The following is an 18,263-nucleotide window of genomic DNA, read 5'->3' on the forward strand; positions in this document are numbered from 1 at the left end:
AGTGCAGAGCAGGGTAATTTTGTCACTAAAACTACAAAGATGATCAGCTCAGCATATTCCCTCACTCGCGGTGTTGCGCGCGGGGCACAGGTTTAGTGAAACAACAAAGCTGACTAAATAAACTATTTTGATTAGCGGAACGGCGCAGGCATATTGGCCCGTGACGGTGGGGGGTACTCAATCGTCCCGTTGCAGGTGGTTCGCTCACGTCCCTCGCGTCGATGCGGGTGTGTCCAAAAGCGCGAAGCGGCCGAGCGGATTTGAAAAGACGGGGATCTGGGGGGCCTCACGGTCCGGTCTCCGTAAAATGAGCAACTTGGAGGTTTTATATGAAAGTGGTGAAGAGCCTTTTGCTCGGCACTGCGGCGGGTCTGATCGCCGTCGGCGGAGCACAAGCGGCCGATCTTCCGGTCAAGGCCAAGGCGGTCGAGTACGTCAAGATCTGCTCGCTCTACGGCGCGGGCTTCTACTACATCCCGGGCACCGACACCTGCATCAAGCTCGGCGGCTATCTGCGTGCTGAAGTCGCGCTCAATGCCGGCGGCAACTACAGCGCCGCCTACAACGGTGTTTCCGGCGCGAACAACCGCCTGTCGAACTACTATTTGGCGCGCGCTCGCGAGGACCTCAACATCGATACCCGTACCGCGACTGAGTACGGGGTGGTTCGCACTTACTTTGACGCGGTGTTCACCTGGACGACCGATAACTATACGGGAAGCGGCTCGGCAACAGGCGCGACCGTTTACTCGCAACTCGGAAGCACGGGCGTGTCTGCGCCGAACAACGCAAGCTCGGGCACGATCTCGGGTGGTACGCTCGGCGTCTACTATGCGTTCATCCAGTTCGCCGGCTTCACCATGGGTAAGTCCGTGTCGCAGTTCGACGCGCCCTGGACCAACTATCCCGGCAACAACTTCGACCAGCTCGTCGGTGGCAGCGGCTCCGTGAACGGCGTCGCCCAGTTCACCTACACGGCCGATTTCGGCCAGGGCGTGACCGCGACCGTTTCGGCGCAGGACCAGACCCAGTTCTTCACGACCAACATCTGGAACACCGCCGGCATGTCCACCAGCGGCGTCCTCGGCGGTGCTTACGGCTCGAACGATATCGGCGGCACTAGGTCGCCCGACATCGTCGGCATGGTTCGTGTCGACCAGGCCTGGGGCCTGTTCCAGGCGTCGGTGGCTGCGCACGACAACCACGTCGCCTACTACGGCGCGTCCGAAGTCACCGGTCATCCGGAAGACAAGTGGGGCTGGGCCGTTCAGCTAGCTCTGCAGATCAAGAACATCCCGACCGGTGCTGGCGACGTGATCAACATCTCGGGCGTCTATACCGACGGCGCGAGCCGCTACAACTTCCAGTCGCTGGCGGCGACCAGCTACTCGATGTTCGGCGGTTCGGGCAGCGCGTATCAGAGCATCGGCTTTGCCGGCGTGTCTGACGCGGTGTTCGGTCCCAACGGCCAGCTCGAGCTGACCAAGACCTACGGTTTCCGTGGTGCCTACACCCACAACTGGAACCCGTACTGGAATACGGCGCTCTACGGCGCGTGGGCTGCGGTCAACTACAGCGGCACGGCGAAGGGCCTGATCTGCGGCAGCGCTGCGTTCGCCTCGCTGACCGGCACCTGCAACCCGGACTTCAACATCGGCCAGATCGGCGTCATCACCCGCTGGACGCCGGTCAAGAACCTGACCTTCTCGGCTGACTTCGTCTACAGCCACCTCGACCAGAAGTACTCGGGCGTGATCACCACCCCGGCGCTGGCGTCGGTTGCCAAGCCTGCGGCAACCTACGAGCTGAAGGACCAGGACACCTACAGCCTGCTGCTGCGCGCCCAGCGCAACTGGTAAGCTGAAGACCGTTCCGATCTGATAGAGCCCCGGCGGGAAACCGCCGGGGCTTTTCTTTTGGCGCGGCCTTCGGAAAATCCGGCAACACGTTGCAAACGACGAAGACGAGCTATGCGAATCGATCGCCCTCAAACTTATTTACTTACCTGAGTTGATCAGCTATCTTGTTTTCAGCCGATTACGAAAGTCACGGCTCTTAGCTTCATGCTAAGCCTCCAGAAACCTCCGGTGATGCCCCGCCGGAGGTTTTTCGTTTTGGGATTTTCCTTCAGCCGCGCATCACACGGGCGCGCGAGTTCGGCCGGTAGGCGAGGCGGCTGTGGCCGACGCAGTAGGACTGGCCGTCGGGCGCGGTATTGCCGCAGAAGCAGAAGTCGTCTGCGCCCGGCGTCGAGATCGGCCAGCGGCAGCGATTCTCGGCGAGCTCCAGCAGCGAGCAGCGGTTGGCATCGTCGATCGGACCCGCGACCGCAGATGTGTCGGTGTCGCCGTAGATCGTGGCGAGCATCTCATATTGCAGCCGAGGTACGGCTCTCGTCCCGCGCCGCGGCGCGAGGCTCCGCTCGAGCTTGCGCTCGTCGGTCGTCCTGCCGCGCGTGAGATTGAGCCGGGACAGCTTGCCGATCACCGCGTTGCGGCTGACGCCGATGTCGGCAGCGATCTCGCTGCAGGTGAGGCCGGCCTCGAAGTGCTGCTTCAGAAGCTCAATTCGTTCGTTGGTCCAAGTCGGTGAAGAAGCAGTCGGTGAAGAAGTTGGTGAGAGAACAGGCATTGTAACGGTCCCAGGTTGCAGATGTCGGCCATCCGCCTCTCGAGATCCGTCCGCCTCACGTCCGGCGCGCCCTCACGTTCTGCCGTTGTCGCGAATCGACAAAAGGCCGTCCTTGATGGCGAGACGGATGCCTTCCTCGATCAGAGTGCGTGCGACGCCGGGAACGCTGGTGCCGTGGGTGCCCTGTCTCACCAGTTTTTCCAGATAGGTGATGGTCGAGAGCGCCAAGGTTACGGGAATGCGGTCAGTCTCGGCTTTTTCGGTGGCCATGGCCCGAACGCTAGCCTCTTACTCGGGTACATAAAAGTAACGATTAAGACTCTATTTAGGTTCAGGGGTGGGAGTCAAATCCGGGCGAGACCGGTGTTTCAGCTCATTGGAATCACTAGGAAAATCAGGCGCAGCGCCGCGCGCCGCGCGGGATGCCGAGCGGCGGCGGCGTGGAGACGGGTCCGGGCAGGCGGGTGGAGCTAGCCGTGCACGATCGCCTTTTCGATCATGCAATGGATGCCTTTGCAGCCGTTGACGGTCTGCGTCACCCGCAGGTCGGCGGCCAGGCTGCACAGCGTGTAGGCGTCCTCGCGCGACAGGTTTCGCGTCTCGCCGAGCAGCACGATCATGTCGCGCAGCGCGCGCACCGCGCACTGGTCGAGGTCGGGATCCATGGCCATGGTCATGTAATGCGTCGCCGTCTCGGCGCGCGGATAGTCGAACCTGAGGTCCCTGCGCAGCGTCAGGCGGAAGCGGCCCTGGAGCGCGGTCTCGATCGCGGTGACGCAGACCTCGCCGTCGCCCTGCACGCCATGGCCGTCGCCGCAGGAGAACATCGCGCCTGGGACGAACACCGGCAAATAGAGCGTCGCACCGGCCCCGAGCTCCTTGTTGTCGAGATTGCCGCCCATTGCGCGCGGCACGAGCGAGGAGATGCGGCCCCAGGCCGGCGGCGGCGAGACGCCCATCACGCCGAAGAATGGCTTGAGCGGCAGATCGAGGCCCCAGGGCATGCGGCCGACCATCCGCGACCGGTCGAGCGGGATGTTCAGGATGCGCGTTTCGTGGAAATCGTCGGGCAGGGTGCCGGACAGCGGCTTGATCATGTTCCAGCCCCAATCCTGCCGGAGCTGGACGTCGAGGATCTCGACCGCCAGCACGTCGCCGGGCTCGGCGCCCTCGACCGCGATCGGGCCGGTGAGGATGTGGCCGGGCAGCATGCGCTCGTTCTTGGCGTGAACCTCGAACATCTCCGGCGGAATGTGAAACTTGGTGCGGTCGGGCAGCATGTCGGGCCCGCCGCTGATGGTGTCGACCGTCACCTCATCGCCGCTTTTGACGGTGAGGACGGGTTTGAGCGCGGCTTCGAAGAAGCCCCAATGGCAGGTCTCGGGGCTTGAATGCAGGTGGTGATGGGTCATTAGCCGCGTCCAATCGGTTTCATCAGAACTCGTCATGAGAACCTGTTATGCCCGGGCTTGACCGGGCGATCGATCCTCTTTCAAGAAGATTTCTGAAGATGGACGGGCCGGTCAAGCCCGGCACGATCATTCAAGCGAGGCTCCCCTGTATTTCGTTCTTTCCAAGACCCTCGGCACCGCTCTGCTGCCGATCAATCTCCTGATCGAGCTCGGAATCCTGTCGCTGCTGCTGATGGCGACGCGGTTTGCCGCGGTCGGCCGCAAGCTTGCCGTGACCACGCTGGTGCTGCTGGCGCTGGTCGCGTTCTCGCCGATCGGCAATCTTCTGCTGTATCCGCTGGAGTCGCGATTCCCGGCGTGGGACCCGTCGCGGGGCGCCCCCGACGGCATCATCGTGCTCGGCGGCTCGATTGACACCGATCTGTCGGCGGCGCATCGCACGCCCGTGGTTGCGCACGCGGCCGATCGCATGCTGGCGCCGGCCGACCTCGCGCGGCGCTATCCGAACGCGCGTATCGTCTTCACCGGCGGCTCGGCGAACCTGGTCGCGACGGAGGCGAGGGAGGCCGACTACACCGCGCCGATCCTGGAAAGCCTGGGCATACCGAAGGAGCGCCTGATCCTCGAGCGCGACTCCCGCAACACCTGGGAGAACGCGATCTTCACAAAGCAGCTGGTGACGCCGAAGCCGGGCGAACGCTGGCTTCTGGTCACGTCGGCCTTCCACATGCCGCGCGCGATGGGGATTTTCCGCAAGGCCGGGTTCGATGTCGAAGCCTATCCGGTGGATTGGCGGATGGGTGGGCGCGACGGGCTCTTCGCCTTCACCCGCAATGGGGCAGATGGTCTCGGCAAGACCGACGTCGCCGTGCGCGAATGGATCGGCCTTTTGGCGTATCGCATCATGGGGCGGACCGGCGAGTTGCTTCCGGGACCGGGTAAGGACTAAAACGAGAGCCGCAGAACAAGAACAGAGTACCGGCGCGCGATCGTCGGTCGGGAGGACGCCATGCAGCAGCAGAGCGCAGACAGGATCGATCTTGCCGGCCTCGTCGCCGACCTCAACAGCCTGCTGCGGCTGAAGACGACGGTGATCGGCATGAAGCTGTTCGCGCGCACCGCCGACATGGAGGCGATCCCGAAAATCCGGCGGCCGAACGCGGTCCACACCACCGACCAGATCGTCAGCATGGCTGCACGTCTGGGTTGGACGGTCGGTATCACTGCCGACGATCTTGTCGGTGCGCAGTGTCGCGCCGTGATCGGGCTTGCGCCGCAGGACGAAAAATGGCTCGCCGGCGAAAACTATGTCGGGGTCTGGCACGGCACCGCCGAGGACGCGCGCAAGCGCCAGGAGGCGCTGGACGTGGTTCCGTTTGGGCAGTATCAGGCGCTTGCGGTCAGTCCGCTCGCGAGCGGGCGGCTCGATCCGCCCGACATCTGCCTGGTCTATGCGACGCCGGGGCAGATGATCATCCTGATCAACGGGCTGCAATATACCGGCTACAAGAAGTTCGAATGGGGGGTGGTCGGTGAGACCGCCTGCGCGGATTCCTGGGGGCGGGCGCTGAAAACCGGTGAGCCCAGCCTGTCCTTGCCATGCTATGCCGAACGGCGCTATGGCGGCGTGCCGGACGAGGAGATGCTGATGGCCTTGAAGCCCTCGCATCTCGCCAAGGCGATCGAGGGTATGAAGGCGCTGGCCAAGAACGGCCTGCGCTATCCGATTCCGCCTTATGGGATTCAAAGCGACGTCCGCGCCGGCATGGGCGTGAGTTACGCGAAGAAGTAAAGGTCGACCATGAGCTCAGCGAAATTCGACATCGTCGTCTACGGTGCGACCGGTTTCACCGGCCAGCTCGTCGCCGAATATCTGACTCAGCATTACAAGGGCGACCACGCGCTCAAATGGGCGATGGCAGGCCGTAGCCTCGGCAAGCTCAAGTCGGTACGCGACGCGATCGGCGCGCCCGGGAATACGCCGCTGATTGTCGCGGATGCGTCGGACGCGGCCTCGCTGAAGGCGATGGCGGAGCAGACGATGTCGGTGATTACCACCGTCGGCCCGTATCAGCTCTATGGCGAGGAACTGCTCGCGGCCTGCGTCGCCACCGGCACCGATTATTTCGATCTCTGCGGCGAACCGATCTGGATGCGACAGATGATCGACAAGTACGAGGCGGCCGCCAAAGAGAGCGGCGCGCGTATCGTGTTCTCATGCGGTTTCGATTCCGTGCCGTTCGAGCTCGGTGCGTTTGTCGTGCAGGAAGAGGCCAAACGCGTGTTCGGCGCTCCGGCCTCGCGTGTGAAAGGCCGCGTGCGCGACATGCGCGGCACGCTGTCGGGCGGCACCGCGGCGAGCGCGAAGGCGACCTTCGATGCGGTCGCCAAGGACATCAGCCTGATCGCGATCCTGAACGATCCGTTCGCGTTGACGCCGGGCTTCACCGGCCCGAAGCAGCCGAAGGGCAACAGGTCGCTGCTCGAGGAGGATCTGCAATCCTGGGCCGCGCCGTTCATGATGGCACTGATCAACACGCGCAACGTCCATCGCTCCAACATGCTGATGGGCTTTCCCTACGGCCAGGACTTCGTCTACGACGAGATGGTTCTGACGGGTCCCGGCGAGAAGGGCGAAGCCAACGCGCAGCGCGTGGTGGCAGCCAACGCCGAGAAGACCGGTCCGAACGCGCCGAAGCCGGGCGAGGGGCCGTCGAAGGAAGAGCGGGAGAACGGCCGCTTCGACCTGCTCTATGTCGCGATCGCGCCCGACGGCCGCATGGTTCGCGCCGGCGTCACCGGCGACCGCGATCCCGGCTACGGCTCGACCTCGAAGATGATCTCCGAATGCGCGATGTGCCTGTTGCGCGATGTGACAGACGTCCCGGCCGGATTCTGGACGCCGGGCGCGGCGATGCAGCACAAGCTGATCAAGCGCCTGCGGGACAATGCTGGGCTGACGTTCGGAGTGGAAGCGTAAGGTCCACGGCTCCCAAGGAAGCGTGATCCGTGTCCGCGAAGTTCGACATCGTCGTCTACGGCGCAACGGGATACACCGGCCAGCTCGTCGCCGAATATCTCGCTGCAAGCTACGCCGGTGACGGCGCGCCGACATGGGCGATGGCCGGGCGCAGCAGGGACAAGCTCGCCTCCGTTCGCGATGCGATCAGCGCACCCGCTGACACGCCGCTGATCGTGGCGGACGCAGCCGATCCTGCGTCGTTGCGCGCGATGGTCGATCAGGCGAAGCTGGTGGTCACAACGGTCGGTCCCTACCAGCTTTATGGTTCCGATCTGCTCGCCGCCTGCGTCGCGTCGGGCACCGACTACATGGATCTCTGCGGCGAGCCGATCTGGCTGAAGCAGATGATCGACAGGCATGACGCGGCGGCGAAGGCGAGCGGCGCGCGCATCATGTTCTCCTGCGGCTTCGATTCCATCCCGTTCGAGCTCGGTGCGTTCTTCGTGCAGGAGGAAGCCCGTCGCGTGTTCGGAGCGCCGGCGCCGCGCGTCAAGGGGCGCGTCCGCGACCTCAGTTGGAAGTTCTCCGGCGGCACCTCGGCGAGCGCGAGGGTCACCTTCGAAGCAGTCGCGCAGGATCTCAGCCTGGTGTCGATCCTCAAGGACCCCTTCGCGTTCACGCCCGGCTTCGAGGGGCCGAAACAGCCGCGCGGCAACAAGCCCGTTTTCGAGGAAGACCTGCAATCCTGGTCCGCCCCGTTTGCTATGGCGACGCTGAACACGCGCAACGTCCATCGCTCCAACATGCTGATGGGATTCCCGTATGGCCGGGATTTCGTCTACGACGAGATGGTGCTGACGGGGACGGGGGACGAAGGGCAGGCCAACGCGAAGCTCGTCATGGCCGCCAATAGCGAAAAGACCGGCCCCAAAGCGCTCAAGCCCGGCGAGGGGCCGTCGAAGGAAGAGCGCGACAGCGGTCATTACGACGTGCTCTATGTCGCGATCGCGCCCGACGGCCGTCAGGTTCGCGCGGCGGTGAAGGGCGATCTCGATCCCGGCTATGCCTCAACGGCGAAGATGGTTTCCGAATGCGCGGTTTGCCTGCTGCGCGACACGCCTGATGTCCCGGCCGGTCTGTGGACCCCGGGGGCAGCGATGCAGCACAAGCTGATCAAGCGGCTGCGGGAGAATGCAGGGCTGAGGTTCGAGGTGGAGGGGTAGGCGCTTTTGCGTGCCTAAATGACGGTGTCGTCGCCCGGCTTCACCGGGCGACCCAGTATTCCAGAGACAGTGTTGTTGAATCGAGAGGCCGCGGCGTATTGGATCGCCCGCCTTCGCGGGCGATGACAGTGAGATTGCCGCTACGCCGCCCGCGCATCATACGCGTACATGAATTCCATGCTCTTCGAGCCCAGCGGCAACAGCCATTTCATCATCTGATTGCGGACCCATGCGCCGGTGGCGCTGAACTCGCGCTTGCTGTTGCCGTTGCGGCGGGCCATCGCGACGATCTTTTCCGTGCGCGGCCGCCGTTCGGCCTCGAAGGCCTGGAAGGTGGCGCCGAGCTCCTGGCCCTCCTGCATCAGCCGCGCGAGCCGCATCGCATCCTCGAGCGCGAGCGAAGCGCCCTGGCCCGCGTGGGGGCTGGTCGCATGCGCGGCATCGCCGATCAGCAGCGAGCGCTTGCGCGACCATGTCGGCAAGGTCGCGACGTCGAGCGTGTCGGTGACCACGATGTTCTCGGCCGCGTCGATGATGTCGGGGATCGGATCGTGCCAGCCGTGATGGAAGCCGCGCAGATGCTGTTTCAGCGTCGCGTGGTCGAGCGCGCGGAACATCGCCGCGTCCATGCCGTGCGCGGGCTGCGTGCTCCACCACATCACGCCGTCGTTCGGATCCGGGCTGCAATAGCCATAGCCGAAGAACCCGCTCTTGCCGAAGGTGGTCTCGACGTGCCGGCCGATCGGCCTGCCATCGAGGACGGCGTGCGGCACGAAGCCGCCGAACCCGATCAGTCCGGTGTCGAACGGTTGCGGACCGTCCGGCACGACCTGGCGACGCACGATCGAGTGCACGCCGTCGGCGCCGATCAGGAAGTCGCCTTCGGCCGTGGTGCCATCGGAGAAGTAGGCGATGATCGGCTGGTCGCCGCGGTCCTCGATCTTGATCAGGCGCTTCTCGAAATAGAGCGAGACGCAGGCGCACCAGGCCTTGTCGATCAGGATTTCGTTCAGCGTGGCGCGGCAGACATTGACGGCCGGCTGGCCGAAGCGCCGCGCCATGTCGCGGTTGATCGAACCGAGCCGTTCGCCGCTCTGCGAATAGAAATCGAAGGATTCCGCGATCGAGCCGCGGCTGATCAACTCGTTCGCGAGCCCGATCTCGTCCAGCACATGCATGCCGTTCGGTGCGATCTGGAGGCCGCCGCCGATGCCCTTCGAATAGGGCCAGGCTTCGTAGATTGCGGATTCGATGCCAGCGCGGCGCAGCAGGATCGCGGTGACGGGCCCGGCGATACCGGCGCCGATGATCAGGGCCTTGCGGGGACGGTTGGACATGGCTTGCTCCCGACGTTTCCGTGGTGCTAGGAGAAATTACGGCTGCTAAATCTCTTAGTAGCTAAGATATATATCGACTAAGATATGAGGTCAGCCTTGTCAAGGACGAAGGCGCGCGCGGCGCTGTTGCAGGAGCTCGAGGAAGCGATGCGGCGGTCGTCCGCGCAGGGTGTGCTCTATGGCCAAACGGTTGCGAACGTTGCCGGAATTGCCAATTCCGACCTCGAATGCATGGACATCCTCTATCTCGAGGGCCGCGTTACCGCGGGCCGGCTTGCCGAGGTCACGGGGCTGACGACGGGCGCCATCACCGGCGTGGTCGACCGGCTCGAGAAGGCCGGACTGGTGCGCCGCGAACGGGACGAGCAAGACCGCCGCAAGGTCTTCATTTCCGTCGTGCCTGAGACGGCGATGAAGATCGGCCAGCTCTACGTGCCGATGCAGCAGGCGATGGAGAAGGTGTTCGGCGCCTATTCCGACGAAGAGCTGCGCCTGCTGCTGCGCTTCGCGACCGAGGGCTACAAGGGCGTGCTCGCGGCAACCGAGGCGCTGAAGGGACTGCTCGATACGCCGCCGGAAAAGCGGCCCGATCTCAAACTGAAGAAGCTTCGTCGCGAGACTTGATCTTGTAAGCCTGCGCAGCCGCGATCATGCCCCACATCGCGCCCAGCATCATCCAGAAGTGCCGCCAGTGGTCGGTGTCGATCACGAAGCTCTCGCCGACGGTGCCGACGAAGGCGGAGAAGATCGCGAGATAAGCGCGCTGCCAGGGCACACGGACGAAGATGTGCCTGATACCCATGATCACGGTGGTGAAGACTAGCGCGGGATAGCACACGCCGGAGAGCCAGCCGCCGGACATGAAGGCGTTGAGGTAGGAGTTGTGGGTGTCCTCGGGGAAGTAGCGGTGGAATTGCAGGGGGCCGATGCCGAACGGCAGGTCGAGCGCCATCTCCGCGCCGAGGATGTGCCGGCCGAACCGGCCGAAGCGGCCTTCGTCATAGCTCTGGTCGAAGCTTGCGCGCTGCTTGAACATCTCGGCGGTGGAATCGAATGACAGCAGCACCGCGATCAGCGCGAGGCCCAGCACCGCGGCAACGATCGCCATGACGACGATGCGCGAGCGCTGCGCGTTGGTGCGGCTGGTCAGCACCATCAGCGCCAGCATGAAGGCGGAGGTCAGCACCAGTCCGCCCCAGGCGGCCCGGGAGAACGCGAGCAGGATCGCCAGCGACATGATGCCGAAAGCGATGACGTTGCGGAACGCCTTGGCAAACTTATCGGAGACCACGCTCTGGAGCGCGAACAGCGCCGGCAGGATCAGGAAGGCGCCGAGCACGTTCGGGTCCTTGAACGTGCCGCGTGCGCGCCCGTAGAGGGTGAGGAGATCGTCTCCGCCGGGAACCAGATGGAAGTAGCCGGCGACCGCCGACAGCGAGGCGACCATCGCGCCGACCACGAGGCCGCGGCGGAGCATGTCGAGCCGGGCCGCGGTGTCCTCCGAAGTGACCATCGCGAAGAACACGACGGTGACCGCCATGTACCAGGACGTCGCGATCCAGCTCGCCACCTCGGATTGCTCGAACAGCGGGACCGCGCTGATCGTGTAGCCGATATTGAGCAGGACCAGCATCAGGATCAGCGGCATCAGCACGAGCCGCAGGCGCAGGCCGGTCGCGAAGAAGGTGACGGCGGCCAGCAGCGTCACGATCTCATAGGGGCTCGGCTCGATGAAGACGATGGCGCCGGAGGCGCCGGCCAGCCACACCAGCGCGCGCTGGATGGCCAGCACGCCGGGCGCAGCGCGAACCGCTGCATTCATCTCCCCGGCTGTTGCCGCATACGCCATCACACGCTCACGCTATACGCCACAAACAAGCTGTCATCGCCCGGCTTGACCGGGCGATCCAGTATTCCGCGGCGCGCGTTGCAGAAGACGGCAGGCGCTGCGGAGTACTGGATGCCCCGGTCAAGCCGGGGCATGACTGAGAAACTCAACTCAATACGCGTTCTCGTTCTTGGTCAGCAGCGAGACCGGCGTCTTCAGGAGAATGACGAGGTCGAACAGCACCGACCAGTTCTCGATGTAGTAGAGGTCGAATTCGACGCGCTTCTGGATCTTCTCTTCATTGTCGATCTCGCCGCGCCAGCCGTTGATCTGGGCCCAGCCGGTGATGCCGGGTTTGACGCGGTGACGAGCGAAATAGCCGTCGACGGCTTCGTCGAAAAGGCGGCTCTGGAGCTTGCCCTGCACCGCATGCGGACGCGGGCCGACCAGGGACAAATTGCCTGAGAACACCACGTTGAAGAGCTGCGGCAGCTCGTCGAGGCTGGTCTTGCGGATGAAGCGGCCGACGCGGGTGACGCGCGGATCGTTCTTGGTCACGACCTTGGAGGCGGTCGGGTCGGCCTGATGGTGGTACATCGAGCGGAATTTGTAGACGTCGATACGCTCGTTGTTGAAGCCGAAGCGCTTCTGACGGAACAGCGCCGGGCCGGGGCTGTCGAGCTTCACCGCCAGCGCCACCAGTCCCATCACCGGCAGGGCTGCGAGCAGCGCGAGGCCGCCGACGATGCGGTCGAACAGCCACTTCATCACCAGGTCCCAGTCGGTGATCGGCGCCTCGAACACGTCGAGCGTCGGCACCTCGCCGAGGTAGGAATAGGAGCGGGGACGGAAACGCAGCTTGTTGGTGTGCGCGGAGAGCCGGATGTCGACAGGCAGCACCCAGAGCTTCTTCAACATCTCCAGGATGCGCGTCTCCGCCGAGATCGGCAGCGCGAACAGCACGAGATCGACCCGGGTGCGGCGGGCGAATTCGACGATGTCGTCGACCTTGCCGAGCTTGCGCGCGCCGGCGCAGGTGTCGAGCGCGCGACTGTCGTTGCGGTCGTCGAACACGCCGAGCACGTGGATGTCGGAATCCTCCTGGGCATTCAGCGCCTCGACCAGTTGCTCGCCGTTGCTGTCGGAGCCAACGACGATGGTGCGGCGGTCGAGCCGGCCCTGGCGTGCCCAGGCGCGCACCAGCGAGCGCAGCACCAGACGTTGGGAGATGAGCGCGGCGAGCCCGAGGAAGTAGAAGGCGGCAAGCCACAGCCGCGACATTTCGCTGCCGAACTTGGCGAAGAAGGATACGCCGATGAACAGCAGGAAGACGAACGACCAGGACGAGATCATCCGCGTCATCTGCCGGAGCTGACCGCGGAACAGCTGCACCTGATAGATGTCGGCGGCCTGGAAGCAGACCACGGCGGCGACCGCGACGGCGATGATCTGCGCGGGATAAACCCAGCTGAAGGAACCGGCGAGCGGCATGACATAGCCGACATAGAGCGCGATGCCGACAAGGCTCAGCAGGGCGAAATCGGCCAGGCGGACGAAGCCGGTGATCACGATCGGCGAATAGGCGCGGGCGACCTTCTGGTTGACGACGTCGAGCGCGGCGGGCGAGAGCCGGCGACGGCGCTCCACAAACGGTTGGTCAGCCGGCTTCGTCGCCGCGCTTGTCGCGGCGTCGAGCATCGAGCGTGCGTTGAGCGGTTCCACGGGCGTCCACGTCCATTCCAAAAAACCCGCGGGTCGCAGCGTTGCGCCCCGGGCGAGCATCCCCTGGCACGTCGATTATCGGACAAATCGGAAGATTCTCTAAAGCGGTCTTAAGGATGGTTAATGATTGGCAAATGCGTCGCGATAACCCGCGAGCACGCCGTCAACCATCGCCTGCTGGGAGAAATGCGCGGAGATGCGCTCGCGCAGGGCGGATGCGCGCTGCGCGGTCGCCTGCGGATCGTCGAGCGCGGCCGCGATCGCTTCGGCCATGGCCTCGGCGTTGCTCGCCGCGAACAGCGCCGGGCTCTCGGGCCCAAAAATCTCGGGGATGCCGCCGACGCGGGCCGCGATCATGGGAATGCCGGCAGCTCCAGCCTCGATCACGACGTACGGCATTGAATCGCCGCGCGAGGGCACGACCAGCAGGCGCCCCTTGGAGAAGCCGTAGCGCGCCTTGACGTGACCGATGAAGCGGATGGCGTTGGAGAGGCCGAGCTTCTCGACCTGCGCCTTCAGCGCCGCCGTCTCCTCGCCGTCGCCGCCGAGCGTGAGCGTGACCTTCTTGCCACCCTCGTGCAGACGCGCCACCGCATCGACGAGCAAATCCGCACCCTTGATGTGCCTGAACTCGCCGACATAAGCGAGATCGGTGGCATCGTCGGCGATGCTAACAGGTTCGAACTCCTCCGGCGTTACGCCATTGAAGACGCAATGCACCACGCCCTTGGGTGTGCCGACGATGCGCTGATAGGTATCGCGCGCAAACGCGCTCTCGAACAGGAACAGGTCCGTCGCGTCCATCAGCGTGCGTTCGAGCCGCGCGTAAAACTCGCCCTTGAAGGTGTTGAGGGGATAGTGCAGCGAGCCGCCATGCGGGGTGTAGATGCGGATGGCGTCGTTGGATCGCCGCCGCATGCGGACGAAGGCGCCGGCCTTGGCTCCGTGGCCGTGCGTGACGTCGGGTTTGAGCGCGGCGATCAGGCGCCGCATCCGCAGCCACACCAGAAAATCGTCTGGCGACGGTTCGCGGCGGATCGCCAGCCGGTGCACGCCGAGCTTCAGCCGCGGCGCGAGTTCGGCCAGCGCCTTGTCCGCGCGCTCGCCGCCGGTGAGGCTGTCGGCGAGAATCCCGACGTGATGACCGCGATCGACCTGACCGTTGGCGAGATCGAGGATGTGGCGGAAGATGCCGCCCACGGGAGCGCGCACGGCGTGCAGGATGCGGAGCGGCCGGTCGGGAGAGGGGGGCATGATCAGAACCAGCGCTCGACGGCGAATGCTCGAACAATTCTCGAAATATCGAGATGGATTAAGAGCCCTCGTGGTTAACAAACGGTGTCGGCGCCGTGCGCGCCGGTCGCGGCAGGGCGCGATTAACCCAGCAGCAACCTTAATGGAGTGTAATCGCCCCGGTTGAGGTAGAGTCGCAGCGTTGCCCTGTGGGAGTGTTCGATGCGTTTAGCGTTCTGGCGTGCCGGCAAGGACAAGGCGGTGGTCGAGCGGGCTATTTCGAAGCCCAAGGCCGAAGCCAAATCGACCGAAGCCGCGCGAAAGATTGAAGCAGAGCCTGCGCCCGTTGCTGCGAAGCAGGCACAAGCCGAATCCGGCGATATCGATCTTCATGCGCTCGGCGCGGTGCTCGCCCGCAAGCGCGGCTGGATCATCGTGCCGACGGTGCTCGCGCTCGTCGCGTCGATCGCCGCCGTCAATCTCGTCACTCCGCGTTACAAGTCGGAATCCCGCATCCTGATCGACGGCCGCGAGAACGTGTTCTTGCGGCCGAGCAGCGACCGCAGCACCGAAGAGCGGCAGTCGCTCGATCCCGAGGCGGTGACCAGCCAGGTGCAGCTCGTGCTGTCGCGCGATCTCGCGCGCGAGATCATCAAAAAGAACAAGCTCGCGGAGCGCCCCGAATTCGATCCGGTGCTACAAGGCATTTCGCCGCTGAAGTCGCTCGCAGCGATGATCGGCATCGGTCGCGATCCGTTTTCGATGACGCCGGAAGAGCGGGTGCTGGATGCCTATTACGAGCGGCTCCAGGCCTACGCCGTCGACAAGTCGCGCGTGATCGTGGTCGAATTCCAGTCCGCCGATCCTGACCTTGCCGCGCGCGTCGCCAATTCGATCGCCGACGGCTATCTCGTGCTCCAGCAGAATGCGCGCCAGGATCAGGCCCGCAGCGCCAGCCAGTGGCTTTCGGGCGAAATCGAAAATCTGCGCAAGAAAGTCTCCGACGCCGAAGCCAAGGTCGAGGACTTCCGTTCCAAATCGTCGCTGTTCGTCGGCACCAACAACACCACGCTCTCGAACCAGCAGATGGGCGAGGTCAATACCCAGCTCAACAACGCGCGCTCGATGAGGGCGGATGCTGAATCCAGGGCGCGGCTGATCAAAGAGATGCTCCAGAGCGGCAAGCCGATCGAAGCGTCCGAGGTGGTGAATTCCGAACTGATGCGGCGGCTGTCCGAGCAGCGGGTGACGTTGCGGGCGCAGCTTGCCGAACAATCGTCCACGCTGCTCGGCAATCACCCGCGGATCAAGGAGCTGAAGGCGCAGCTCGGCGACCTCGACAACCAAATTCGCGACGAAGCGGCCAAGATCTCGCGCTCGCTCGAAAGCGATGCGCGGATCGCCGGTGGCCGGGTCGACGGCCTGACGGCGAGCCTCGACCAGCTCAAGAAGCAGGCGACCTCGACCAACGGTCAGGACGTCCAGCTCCGCGCGCTCGAGCGCGAAGCCAAGGCGCAGCGCGACCTGCTCGAGACGTATCTTGGGAAGTATCGCGAGGCCAGCACCCGCGAAAGCATCGATACCGCGCCGGCGGAAGGCCGCATCATCTCGCGCGCCATCGTCTCGAATACGCCGGCCTATCCGAAGAAGCTGCCGATCGTGCTGATTGCGACGATCGCGACGCTGCTGCTCTCGTCCGGCGTCGTCGTCACCGGCGAGCTGCTGCGCCAGACCGCGCCACGCGCGGTGGCGGTGTTCACGCCGGCGCAGACGCAGGCGCCGGTGCGCCAAGAGCCGGTGGTCCAGCCGGTCGTCCCGTCGGTGGCCGAGCCGATGCTCGATCCGGTTGTGGAAGACCTTACGCCGCTTCAGCCCGAGATGACGGCCGATGCCGACGTCACTGAATTCGCCGAGATCGAGCATCTCGCCGACAACCTGCGCGCTGCGGGACCGGCGGCGAAGAAGGTCACGGTGCTCGGCACCGCGGCCGGCGAAGCCATCACGCTGTCGACGCTGACGCTGGCCCGGCACCTGGCGCGCGAGGCGCGCGTCGTTGTGGTCGATCTCGCCGCATCCTCGCCGACCATCGCCGCGGTGTCCGTCGATGCTTCGGCTCCCGGCCTCGCCGAGCTGATGCAGGGCGAGGCCTCGTTCGCGCAGATCATCACCCGGGACAAGCTCTCGCGGTTGCACCTGGTTATGGCCGGCCGTCCCGGCTTCGACCGCAGCCTGCTGCAATCGCCACGGGTGACGCTCGCGATCGATGCGCTGCTCCGCGCCTACGACCACGTGCTGGTGGACGCCGGCAGCGCCTCGGACCTCCCAGCGGAACTCTTGACGGCGCATGCCCGCGCCGTCGTGGTGCCCGACGCGTCGATGGCGCCGGACGCCCGCACGCTGATGTGCGAGCAGCTGAAGGCGGTCGGTTTCAGCGAGGTGACGATGCTGAGCAGGCCGGTGCAGCCGTCGGACGCTGTGGAAACGCCGCGTGTGGTGGCGGCGTAATTCTCACCCTCTGCCCCTGCGGGAGAGGGTGGCTTCGCGAAAGCGAAGCCGGGTGAGGGGGCTTTCTCCACGAACTCGGAATCGTAGGGTGGGCAAAGGCGCATTTGCGCCGTGCCCACCACCTTTCAACGACTGCGGGAGACGTGGTGGGCACGCTTCGCTTTGCCCACCCTACGAGACCAGAGGCTGTGACGCCTACCCGAACGTCTGCCGCAGCCGCCGCGCCAGATCGAACAACACCTGGTTCTGCTTCACCAGCCGTTTGCCGTGGCTCAGCGAGGACATCGCCATCGCCGCGAGTTTTCCGCGCGCGGTCAGGGGCACGAAGCTGTCGAAAATGTCGTCGTCGTCCTTGCAGAACATGCGCTTGTAATCGTCCGAGCCGATGCCGAGATCGAGCGAGCGGTAGCCGCGTTCGGCGTAGCGGTCGATGATGTAGCGCATCAGGATCAGCCCGGGGCTGTAGCGGGCGTGCTCGGACATCGTGTAGGTGTTGAACATCATCGAGAAGCGCTGGCCGTCGGCGACGCCGGCGAAGATCGCGATCACCTCGTCGTCGCACTCGAGCGCATGGATGTCGATGACGCGGCCTTCGCCGCGCGCAGACAGGCACGCGCTGCGGATGAACGCTTCGACGCCGGGCTCGGCAAAGACGTTGGGCAGTTTCTGTTCGGCCATCCGCGCCGGCTTGACCCTGAAGAACCAGTCGAGCAGGCGGGTGACGTCCGCATCCGTAGTGGCGAGGTGATAACGATAGCCGGCAAGCGCCTGGAGCTTCTTTTCCTTGCTCTTGAGGCGGCGGCGAAAGGAGTTGCTGATCCGCGATGCGGGCGGCCCGCCCGGCTCCATCGCCAGGAGAGGGCAGCCGTTGATCGCACTCTGCCGCGGCAGTTGCGCGAACGGGTTGTGCTGGTCGTGCCAGCGCAGCGGCTGCTGCGTCAGCGCGAGCACGTCGGCATGCTCGCGCAGCGGCGCAAGCAGCGCGTCGAGATCGGCGATGGTGACCTCGGCGGCGAACTCGGCGTTCCACAGGCCCATGTTGAAGGTGGTGTGCTTGCCGCCCATGAAGCAGGCCGTGCGCACGCCGTGGCCTTGCCGCAGCGAGAGCGGCAGCAGCAGGAGCGGCTGGCGCTCGGCGTCGCGGGCAATGACGATGAAGGGACTGGCGCCTTCGTGGCTGCCGACCAGCCGTTGCCATGGGCCGAGCAGGTCGAAGCGCTGGTAGGGCGTGAAGAGGTGGCCGCTCTCCTCGAGCGCGCGCCAGACCGTCTCTGCCTCGGCCAGATCGGTGACGATATCGACATGCGCGATACGGCTCGCTTTCGACCGCGCTGGCGATTCTGCCGTCCGGCTTTGCATCGCCGCAGCCATGGTCATTCACGAAACCTGTCGAGAAACGAAAAATTTGCG

The 18,263-nt window shown here is 64.8% G+C and carries 15 protein-coding genes; 7 read left to right on the forward strand and 8 right to left on the reverse strand.

The window, feature by feature from the left end:
* Positions 1–329 precede the first annotated feature (329 nt).
* On the forward strand, positions 330–1,859 hold the full coding sequence (locus AB4Z51_RS21075) for a porin (RefSeq protein ID WP_063982925.1): 1,530 nt from the start codon (positions 330–332) through the stop codon (positions 1,857–1,859).
* A gap of 268 nt (positions 1,860–2,127) precedes the next feature.
* Here the strand turns inward: AB4Z51_RS21075 and AB4Z51_RS21080 are convergent, their stop codons facing one another.
* From AB4Z51_RS21080 to AB4Z51_RS21090, 3 genes are all read right to left on the reverse strand, one after another.
* Positions 2,128–2,631 (reverse strand): GcrA family cell cycle regulator, encoded by a 504-nt coding sequence (locus tag AB4Z51_RS21080; protein WP_135215971.1) that lies wholly within the window; start codon positions 2,629–2,631, stop codon positions 2,128–2,130.
* 72 nt (positions 2,632–2,703) lie between these two features.
* Positions 2,704–2,901, reverse strand: a complete 198-nt coding sequence (locus tag AB4Z51_RS21085; RefSeq protein ID WP_007603456.1) for a hypothetical protein — start codon at positions 2,899–2,901, stop codon at positions 2,704–2,706.
* A gap of 200 nt (positions 2,902–3,101) precedes the next feature.
* The gene (locus AB4Z51_RS21090; protein WP_135215972.1) at positions 3,102–4,043 is read right to left on the reverse strand and encodes an acetamidase/formamidase family protein; all 942 of its coding nucleotides are present in this window, start codon (positions 4,041–4,043) and stop codon (positions 3,102–3,104) included.
* A gap of 232 nt (positions 4,044–4,275) precedes the next feature.
* On the opposite strand from AB4Z51_RS21090, the gene AB4Z51_RS21095 reads away from it, so the two are divergent.
* Genes AB4Z51_RS21095 through AB4Z51_RS21110 form a run of 4 tightly spaced genes read left to right on the forward strand, consistent with a single transcriptional unit; the run spans position 4,276 to position 8,228 of the window.
* Positions 4,276–4,992, forward strand: coding sequence for a YdcF family protein (locus tag AB4Z51_RS21095; protein ID WP_223154008.1), 717 nt, complete (start codon positions 4,276–4,278; stop codon positions 4,990–4,992).
* A 60-nt stretch (positions 4,993–5,052) separates the two neighbouring features.
* On the forward strand, positions 5,053–5,835 hold the full coding sequence (locus tag AB4Z51_RS21100) for a DUF169 domain-containing protein (protein WP_028155890.1): 783 nt from the start codon (positions 5,053–5,055) through the stop codon (positions 5,833–5,835).
* A 9-nt stretch (positions 5,836–5,844) separates the two neighbouring features.
* On the forward strand, positions 5,845–7,023 hold the full coding sequence (locus AB4Z51_RS21105) for a saccharopine dehydrogenase family protein (RefSeq protein ID WP_135215973.1): 1,179 nt from the start codon (positions 5,845–5,847) through the stop codon (positions 7,021–7,023).
* A 29-nt stretch (positions 7,024–7,052) separates the two neighbouring features.
* Complete coding sequence (locus AB4Z51_RS21110; protein ID WP_135215974.1) at positions 7,053–8,228, forward strand: saccharopine dehydrogenase family protein; 1,176 nt, start codon at positions 7,053–7,055, stop codon at positions 8,226–8,228.
* 140 nt (positions 8,229–8,368) lie between these two features.
* Here the strand turns inward: AB4Z51_RS21110 and AB4Z51_RS21115 are convergent, their stop codons facing one another.
* Complete coding sequence (locus AB4Z51_RS21115; RefSeq protein ID WP_135215975.1) at positions 8,369–9,565, reverse strand: FAD-dependent monooxygenase; 1,197 nt, start codon at positions 9,563–9,565, stop codon at positions 8,369–8,371.
* 147 nt (positions 9,566–9,712) lie between these two features.
* On the opposite strand from AB4Z51_RS21115, the gene AB4Z51_RS21120 reads away from it, so the two are divergent.
* Positions 9,713–10,189, forward strand: a complete 477-nt coding sequence (locus AB4Z51_RS21120) for a MarR family winged helix-turn-helix transcriptional regulator (protein ID WP_166105847.1) — start codon at positions 9,713–9,715, stop codon at positions 10,187–10,189.
* On the opposite strand, the gene AB4Z51_RS21125 is transcribed toward AB4Z51_RS21120, so the two are convergent.
* The 3 genes from AB4Z51_RS21125 to AB4Z51_RS21135 form a co-directional block, all read right to left on the reverse strand.
* Positions 10,158–11,414 carry an O-antigen ligase family protein gene (locus AB4Z51_RS21125; protein WP_167768208.1) on the reverse strand — a complete coding sequence of 419 codons (1,257 nt, stop codon included), beginning with the start codon at positions 11,412–11,414 and terminating at the stop codon, positions 10,158–10,160. The genes AB4Z51_RS21120 and AB4Z51_RS21125 overlap by 32 nt on opposite strands.
* A gap of 150 nt (positions 11,415–11,564) precedes the next feature.
* Entirely contained in the window at positions 11,565–13,115 is a 1,551-nt protein-coding gene (locus AB4Z51_RS21130; RefSeq protein ID WP_167768209.1) for an undecaprenyl-phosphate glucose phosphotransferase, read from the reverse strand.
* Between the two features lie 120 nt (positions 13,116–13,235).
* Complete coding sequence (locus tag AB4Z51_RS21135) at positions 13,236–14,369, reverse strand: glycosyltransferase family 4 protein (protein WP_135215979.1); 1,134 nt, start codon at positions 14,367–14,369, stop codon at positions 13,236–13,238.
* Positions 14,370–14,570: 201 nt separating this feature from the next.
* On the opposite strand from AB4Z51_RS21135, the gene AB4Z51_RS21140 reads away from it, so the two are divergent.
* A complete protein-coding gene (locus tag AB4Z51_RS21140; RefSeq protein ID WP_135215980.1) occupies positions 14,571–16,853 on the forward strand; it encodes a GumC family protein in 2,283 nt (760 codons plus the stop codon).
* A gap of 195 nt (positions 16,854–17,048) precedes the next feature.
* Here AB4Z51_RS21140 and AB4Z51_RS21145 read toward each other — a convergent pair whose 3' ends face one another.
* On the reverse strand, positions 17,049–18,230 hold the full coding sequence (locus tag AB4Z51_RS21145) for a GNAT family N-acetyltransferase (protein WP_135215981.1): 1,182 nt from the start codon (positions 18,228–18,230) through the stop codon (positions 17,049–17,051).
* Positions 18,231–18,263: the final 33 nt, after the last annotated feature.

Source organism: Bradyrhizobium sp. 2TAF36 (genome assembly GCF_052114925.1).
GTDB classification, from domain to species: Bacteria; Pseudomonadota; Alphaproteobacteria; order Rhizobiales; family Xanthobacteraceae; genus Bradyrhizobium; species Bradyrhizobium barranii.

Excerpts from the sequence above, each read along its gene's own strand:
- AB4Z51_RS21120 (WP_166105847.1), top strand. The coding sequence starts at position 9,713 with ATGCGGCGGTCGTCCGCGCAGGGTGTGCTCTATGGCCAAACGGTTGCG.
- AB4Z51_RS21090 (WP_135215972.1), bottom strand. The coding sequence starts at position 4,043 with ATGACCCATCACCACCTGCATTCAAGCCCCGAGACCTGCCATTGGGGC.
- AB4Z51_RS21115 (WP_135215975.1), bottom strand. The coding sequence starts at position 9,565 with ATGTCCAACCGTCCCCGCAAGGCCCTGATCATCGGCGCCGGTATCGCC.
- AB4Z51_RS21075 (WP_063982925.1), top strand. The coding sequence starts at position 330 with ATGAAAGTGGTGAAGAGCCTTTTGCTCGGCACTGCGGCGGGTCTGATC.
- AB4Z51_RS21105 (WP_135215973.1), top strand. The coding sequence starts at position 5,845 with ATGAGCTCAGCGAAATTCGACATCGTCGTCTACGGTGCGACCGGTTTC.
- AB4Z51_RS21140 (WP_135215980.1), top strand. The coding sequence starts at position 14,571 with ATGCGTTTAGCGTTCTGGCGTGCCGGCAAGGACAAGGCGGTGGTCGAG.
- AB4Z51_RS21135 (WP_135215979.1), bottom strand. The coding sequence starts at position 14,369 with ATGCCCCCCTCTCCCGACCGGCCGCTCCGCATCCTGCACGCCGTGCGC.
- AB4Z51_RS21080 (WP_135215971.1), bottom strand. The coding sequence starts at position 2,631 with ATGCCTGTTCTCTCACCAACTTCTTCACCGACTGCTTCTTCACCGACT.
- AB4Z51_RS21085 (WP_007603456.1), bottom strand. The coding sequence starts at position 2,901 with ATGGCCACCGAAAAAGCCGAGACTGACCGCATTCCCGTAACCTTGGCG.
- AB4Z51_RS21125 (WP_167768208.1), bottom strand. The coding sequence starts at position 11,414 with ATGGCGTATGCGGCAACAGCCGGGGAGATGAATGCAGCGGTTCGCGCT.
- AB4Z51_RS21095 (WP_223154008.1), top strand. The coding sequence starts at position 4,276 with ATGGCGACGCGGTTTGCCGCGGTCGGCCGCAAGCTTGCCGTGACCACG.
- AB4Z51_RS21145 (WP_135215981.1), bottom strand. The coding sequence starts at position 18,230 with ATGACCATGGCTGCGGCGATGCAAAGCCGGACGGCAGAATCGCCAGCG.
- AB4Z51_RS21100 (WP_028155890.1), top strand. The coding sequence starts at position 5,053 with ATGCAGCAGCAGAGCGCAGACAGGATCGATCTTGCCGGCCTCGTCGCC.